Below are 7,188 nucleotides of genomic sequence, written 5' to 3'. Positions count from 1 at the left end.
CGTAATCCAAGAGCGCGATAACTTGTTGTTGGAGACAGTCGGCGGCATGGCGAAGAAATTCAACATCGGCATCAAGAACTTCAGCGAAGTCGTGAAGATTAACCGCGCTGAGAAGACCATCACAGTGAAACACGTATTGACCGGCGCAACGACGGAAGAAAGCTACGACAAGTTGATCATCTCGACCGGCGCGAAGCCGATCAAACCGGCCATCACGGGCATCGAGGAAGCGGAGAACGTCTTCACGTTGCGCAACATCCCGGATATGGACAAGATCAAAGCTTACATCACTGAGCACCAGGTGAAACGCGCGACCGTCATCGGCGGCGGCTTCATCGGTTTGGAAATGATGGAGAACCTATGGGAATTGGGCATCCACGTATCCTTGGTCGAAATGAGCGATCAGGTCATGGCACCGATCGACTTTGAAATGGCGCAATCCGTGCATGCGCATATCGATATGCACAATGTCAACTTGATCTTGAACGATGGCGTCAAAGCCTTCGAAAACAACGGATCCAAAGTCCGCTTGAACAGCGGCAAAGTCCTGAACACGGACATGACAATCCTTTCCATCGGCGTGACGCCAGAAAACGAATTGGCAGTCGAGTCTGATCTCAAGACAGGCTTCCGAGGTGCGATCGTCGTGAACGACCAATTGCAGACATCCGATCCGGATATCTTCGCAGTAGGTGACGTCATCGAAGTGACCGACTTCGTCAACGGCAGCAAGACTGTGGTTCCGTTGGCTTGGCCGGCGAACCGTCAAGGCCGCTTGGTGGCTGACCACTTGAACGGTATGGATGTCCGCTACAAAGGCACGATGGGAACTTCGGTTGCGAAAGTCTTCGAATTGACAGTGGCGGCAGCCGGAAACAGCGAGAAAACCTTGAAACGTTGCGGCACCGACTATAAAGTGGTCCACATTCATCCGAACTCCCATGCTGGTTATTACCCAGGGGCTTCGCCGTTGGACATCAAATTGCTGTTCGGCTTGGACGGAAAAATCTTGGGTGTGCAGGCAGTCGGGATGGAAGGCGTCGAAAAACGTGTCGACGTCATCGCGACAGCCATGAAATTGGGCGCGACCGTCTACGACTTGCCGGATTTGGAATTGGCCTACGCACCGCCTTATTCATCCGCAAAAGACCCTGCCAACATCGCAGGCTACGCAGCTTCCAACATCTTGGAAGGCAAAGTCGATACGTTCCAATGGCATGAAGTCGATGGCCTGATCGCAAAAGGTGCCTTCCTGTTGGATGTCCGTGAAGACTTCGAATTGGCTACCGGCGTATTGGGCAATGCCTACACGATCCCATTGGGCGATATCCGCGCGCGCATGAGCGAATTACCAAAGGACAAAACCATCTATGTGTTCTGCCAAGTCGGCCACCGCGGCTACAACGCGGCCCGCATCCTGATGCAGAACGGCTTCACCGTCAAAAACCTGGACGGCGGCTACAAGACATACAAACAAGCCAAAACAACTTTGACCTATCAAGAGGACGTGCCGGAAGCAGCGGTCCACGTCGAACCAACACACGCTAAACCTGCGGCACAACCGGTCGGCAACACGATCCAAGTCGATGCCTGCGGACTGCAGTGCCCAGGCCCGATCCTGAAAGTGAAAGAAAACATGGATAAGATGGTCGACGGCCAAGAACTGATCATCGAAGCATCCGACTTCGGCTTCCTTGCCGACATCGCTGCCTGGACGAAGAACACCGGCAACACAATGATCTCGAAAGAAATCGACGGGAAAATCGTCCGTGCGCATATCTCGAAAGGGAAAGCAGCTCCGGCAGTTCCAGCAACTGGCTTCAATCCTGCGGCAATGGCATCTCAAGCGGCGCAAGCACCTGTCCTGCAGGAAACGAAAGATGGCGCAACAATGGTTGTCTTCAGTGGAGATTTGGACAAAGCCTTGGCTTCCTTCATCATCGCCAACGGAGCGGCGGCTTACGGCAAGCCAGTGACGATGTTCTTCACCTTCTGGGGCTTGAACGTCATCAAACGTCCGGAGAAAGTCAGCGTAGCGAAACGCGGCATGGAAAGAATGTTCGACATCATGTTGCCGAACCACGCAGGCCAACTGCCGATCTCGAAAATGAACATGAGCGGCGTCGGATCGAAAATGATCCAAGCCGTCATGAAACAAAAGAACGTCGACAGCCTGCCGGTCATGATCGCCCAAGCGAAAAAAATGGGCGTCAAGATGGTAGCCTGCACAATGTCCATGGATATCATGGGCATCAAAGAAGAGGAAATCATCGATGGCGTGGACTTCGGCGGTGTAGCAGCTTACATCGGCGACACGATGGATGCCAACTTGAATTTGTTTATCTAAATCAACACAAATAAGGCTCCCGCCGCGGCGGGAGCTTTTTCTTTGGTTTTTTTTCTCTTTTGTCGGGCATCCGCCCAGGACGGTACCCTTAACGCATTGGAGTATCTAAAGCCTACATTTTCTAGAACGAGCGCTTGCCACTAAAAATAGCAATTCTCAAAAAAGTTCAATTTGAAATAGCGTATCTATTTAAAATCGAACTTTTTTGAGTTATAATCTTAATATAACCAAGAAAAGAGGGATTAAATGCTAGCTCACCTATCTGTCGAAAATTTTTTCTCTTTCAAAGATAAGACAACCTTGTCACTGGATCACCCATACAACAGTGCTGAAAAATTTAAAATGAATACGATATATTCCTACAAAGACAAGGATGGTTTGACGCGTGCTGTATTGAATGGTGCCATTCTCTTTGGAGCAAATGCTTCTGGGAAATCGAATTTATTGTTGGCTTTTTCTTTTTTAAATTACTTCCTATCAATGAATGAAAAAATGCATTCAAGTAAAGATATGGTAAACAGACCTATACCATTCAGATTGTCAAATGACAAAAAGGATATTTCATTTGATTTAAGTTTCATTTCCTCTGTTATGGAAGACGGTAAGAACATTGATGTGAAAACGTATTATAAAATAAGCTTTGATCCAGATGATTATTATGTAGTGAATGAAGAACTGAGTTATGAAAAGATACTAAAGACTAGGTTAGGTGCAAAAAAAGTTATTTTTCAACGTGTTGGGGATGATTTGCACCAATCCATGAATGGCCTAAATAAAATAATCGAAAAACTGTCTCAAGAAAATATAGAATACAAGTCCATACTGGCAATGATGAACTCCAATATCAATAAAAAGTATTATGAAATCGAAGTAAAGAGTACCGCCTACAAAATTGTACAGGCAGTTTATTACGAAATAACAAAAGGCTTTTCAATGAACAGCGATTATAGTAATCTAAATGATTTTATTGAAAAAGTAAATGAAAATCCAACGTTCAAGGAACAAATATTGGCCGAGCTGTATGATTTCGACTTCGCTATATCAGATTTCAACATAGAAGATATTACTGAAGAATTAATTAAAGCTGTGACAGCGTTTCGTCGTGATGCAGAAAAAATGTCTGAAGAAAATGTCGAAAATCTCTTGGACCAAATAAAGAGTCGAAGTAATTACAAGATTACGACAGTCCATAAGGTGAAATCTCGGAGTTATGAATTGCCGTTGGATTTGGAATCAGATGGGACCAAAAAGTTCTTGTCGCAGTCCATTAACCTGTTTAATGCTTTAATGAATCATTCCCTCTACATATCTGATGAATTTGATAGCAAATACCATATCAAAATCCAGGAAGGGATACTGAAAAAATTTTTAAAACAAGGGAGTGGTGGAAGGGCTCAATTTTTGGTAGCCTCGCATAATCCGCTGCTACTTTCATCAGAATTTTTTGCGAAGGAACAAATCTGCTTAATTGAAAAAGAGCGTTCAAGCCAAAGTAGTTTCATCACGTACCTGAACGATTTCAAGGACGTATCCTATAACAATCATAACTGGACAAACTTGTACTTAGAAGGCCGATTCGGTGGGATCCCAGAGGTATTTTCATAAATGAAGCAGACGATACCAATAATACATCTCTACATCCCGGAAGCTTTAGATCACAGCAATTGCGAAATCTGGTATTTCAAACATCTCTTCCAGCGTAGATTGACGAAAGCAAAATTGAAGTATTACGCATATCCAAACAGAAAGGAGTTTGAAACAGCTTTTGATCAAACGAAAAAACATTCAAAAAGAAGGCATGATGGGAAAAAGGGGGACACCATCGCCGCAGATGATTTGTTTTTCATTGTGACGGATACTGATTTAAAGCCGGGACAATCCAACCGTGATGAAGTGCGCGCTGACCTAAGGAAGCACTATAATTGGTTTAATGGCGATGTGCCTATCATATTTTCATCCCGAAGCTTCGAAACCTGGTTATGCATGCACAATCAGGTATACAACAAACCATTCTCCGGACAGAATACTCTTGAACACGATGTTGGTCATAACTACGAAAAAACAGAAAAATGGTACAAAACACATGCAGAAAGACTATACAGTACGATCGATAACGCCTGTGCTAACTGTAGGATCAGCAGATCAAGTGCAATAGATTCTGAGAAACACGAACATACAAATAGAGAGTCTTTCAAAAATACTGTTCCTACACTAGCTGATGAGTACACAATTAATTGGTTCCTTAATATTTCCACGATTACCTACATGGATAAATTGATCGACGTCTTAAGGGGCTTTGAGTAGATACTTGTTAAGCGAGTTCGGAATGGGTAAACGTTATTCAAACTCAAAAATTTCAATCAAAAGATTGCAATCCATTAGATTGACTGCTGTGCTCCATCATGTGGACTGTCCGTCGGCTATCCGTGGGGCGGAAATTACCTATCAACTGACGAATCCCAAAAACATCGGCTGAACGCAGACTGATGAATGCAGAACAGCCGACCGAAGGCGGCCTGTCGAGCGAACGCCATGACGGTATCCCTTTACTCGACAATCAAAGCTAAATCAGGTTTGGATGAAGATCCAACACCTATTTCAGCTTCTTTTTTCTAATCGGGGCTACAACGTCGAAAAGCAAAGGCGTCGGCTGAACGGAGAGTGAAGATTACCGAACAGCCGACAGAAGGCAAAGGCGTCGGCTGAATGAAGACTTAAGAATGCGGAACAACCGACAAAAAGAAAAATCGTTGACTGAACGAAGAATGAAGCCAGCCGAACAGCCGACGAAGTATAGTGATGTCAGGCGTCAGCCCAGGACGGTAACCTAGAATGTCGAGAGCTCGCCTATCCGTCAACAAATCAATCACCGTGAAACACAACAAACCTGACGAATCACAATAGTTGTTGACAATAACTGTATATACTGTTATTCTGTATATACAGTTATAGGGAATACTGAACATTACAAAATATAATATTGAAAACACACAGAAAACCAAAAATAGTGAACCTAACCTAACCTAACCTAACCTAACCTAAAAACTAATAAAATAAAAAAATAGGATAACTAAAAAATATAATAAGAGAGAATTGATAATATTATGATTAAGAACATTAAAACTAATTCTATAACTGTGCCAGAAACAAGTACAATCACAAACAAAAAAGGAGGAATGGCCAAACGCACTTATCGTTATTCGCTTGCAGAAAGTAATAAACGATCGAAAGACAAGGTAAATACTTTTAAGTTGCGAGTGACCGGTAACAGCGTGGTTATCTCTGTTCCTGAAGACGTACTGCGCACTTTACATGCTGGACCTGGAGATGAAATCCAATACATCACTGTAAAAGTTAACGATGGAGAAAAAGAGATCGACACCGTTTTAATCTCAAAAGTTACTCCTGCTGAAATACCGAAGCACCTAGAAACTGAAGAGCTTGATTCAATGTTGGACGATTACTTCGATAAGTATGACTCGGTAATGAGATCATTGGCCGACATGTAACAATGAAATATCTGACCGAAGAACAACTGATTCAGATCAACACGAGAATCATCAAAAGGTACACACCTAAAGAATTGATAGGCATCAGAGAACCAGCAGCGCTAAATGCAGTGATTGAAGCGCCGAAAGCAACCGCATTTGGAGAGGAAGCCTATCCGACAATTTTCGAAAAAGCAGCAGTCCTGCTACTCGGAATTGCAGGGAAGCAACTATTTCAAAATGCCAATAAGCGTACAGCTGTTGTTGCAACTGATGTTTTTTTCCTTATCAATGGATATACAGCCACCTGGGAGCATGATGAGTATATTGAATTTGTCATGAGTGTGGTCCAAAGAAGCGAGGAAACTACGAACGACTTCGACGAACTCAAGCAGGACACTTCGGCCAAGCTCCAAGAAAAATATAAAACGAAAAATTGATAGCCGCCTACCCGCAAGGCAACGAATTGGTGGTGAAAGTCCACTACAGGCTTTGCAGTAGGAACTGTTAGCGAATGACAAGGGTGTCCACCGTGAGGTGGAATCTGAAGGAAGTCGGACGCAAATACTCGCACTGACGAACAGTTCCTGTTAGGGTTTGCTTCGCCGGAGCTGGTGCGAGTATGAAATTCGTACCTCCGGGGAGACATCGTTCGACGGAGGACAGGGTGTAAATTCGTGCTCAGCTCCGGCTAGGGTCCGGTAATAGGAGGAAGATGAATACCGAAGAGCCCAACTCCGTCGAGAAGGGCACTCACCGGAGTTAGGCGCCAGTTCCTGTTAGGGTTTATTTCGCCGAAGCTGGTGCGAGTGAGAAATCCGTACCTCCGGCTAGCCTTCATTCGCCGGAGGAGAGGGCGCGAATCCGCGCTATGCTCCGGCTAGAGCCCGGTAATAGGAGGAGAGCGGGTCATTGGCACCGTACCTCCGACGAGGGGACTTTCGTCGGAGCTCGGCGGCACCGGCGGGCCGGGATTGGGAGTTTGTGCAAAATTTTTTTAACATCTCTGTCACATTTCCCTTTACAGATTATACCTACCGGGGTATTATTATCTGCATACAACCGAAACTTAAAAACTTTGTGAAATGAGGATTATATATAATGAAACGTAAAATTGTGATCATCGGCGGCGTAGCCGGCGGAGCGACTGCAGCGGCACGCTTGAGAAGATTGAATGAAGAGGACGAAATCGTCATCTTCGAAAAAGGTGAATACATCTCTTTCGCCAACTGCGGCTTGCCGTACCACATCGGCGGCGTAATCCAAGAGCGCGATAACTTGTTGTTGGAGACAGTCGGCGGCATGGCGAAGAAATTCAACATCGGCATCAAGAACTTCAGCGAAGTCGTGAAG

At 44.9% G+C, this 7,188-nt stretch carries 6 protein-coding genes; all 6 read left to right on the top strand.

What is annotated here, in order from left to right:
* Positions 1-2,347: DsrE/DsrF/DrsH-like family protein (locus tag ACTCCX_RS11845; protein WP_463276179.1), on the top strand; the 2,347-nt coding region annotated here is incomplete at its 5' end.
* A gap of 246 nt (positions 2,348-2,593) precedes the next feature.
* The gene (locus ACTCCX_RS11840) at positions 2,594-3,952 is read left to right on the top strand and encodes an AAA family ATPase (RefSeq protein WP_463276178.1); all 1,359 of its coding nucleotides are present in this window, start codon (positions 2,594-2,596) and stop codon (positions 3,950-3,952) included.
* Positions 3,953-4,651, top strand: coding sequence for an RloB domain-containing protein (locus ACTCCX_RS11835; RefSeq protein WP_463276177.1), 699 nt, complete (start codon positions 3,953-3,955; stop codon positions 4,649-4,651).
* Positions 4,652-5,451: 800 nt separating this feature from the next.
* Positions 5,452-5,856 (top strand): AbrB/MazE/SpoVT family DNA-binding domain-containing protein, encoded by a 405-nt coding sequence (locus tag ACTCCX_RS11830; protein ID WP_434351314.1) that lies wholly within the window; start codon positions 5,452-5,454, stop codon positions 5,854-5,856.
* Between the two features lie 2 nt (positions 5,857-5,858).
* On the top strand, positions 5,859-6,275 hold the full coding sequence (locus ACTCCX_RS11825; RefSeq protein ID WP_463276176.1) for a type II toxin-antitoxin system death-on-curing family toxin: 417 nt from the start codon (positions 5,859-5,861) through the stop codon (positions 6,273-6,275).
* 661 nt (positions 6,276-6,936) lie between these two features.
* Positions 6,937-7,188 (top strand): FAD-dependent oxidoreductase (locus tag ACTCCX_RS11820; RefSeq protein ID WP_463275583.1); only part of this gene is annotated, 252 nt, incomplete at its 3' end.

The organism is Trichococcus sp., from assembly GCF_055118575.1.
The sequence above is the reverse complement of the archived record's forward strand: the minus strand, read 5'-3'. Positions and strand labels throughout refer to the sequence as shown.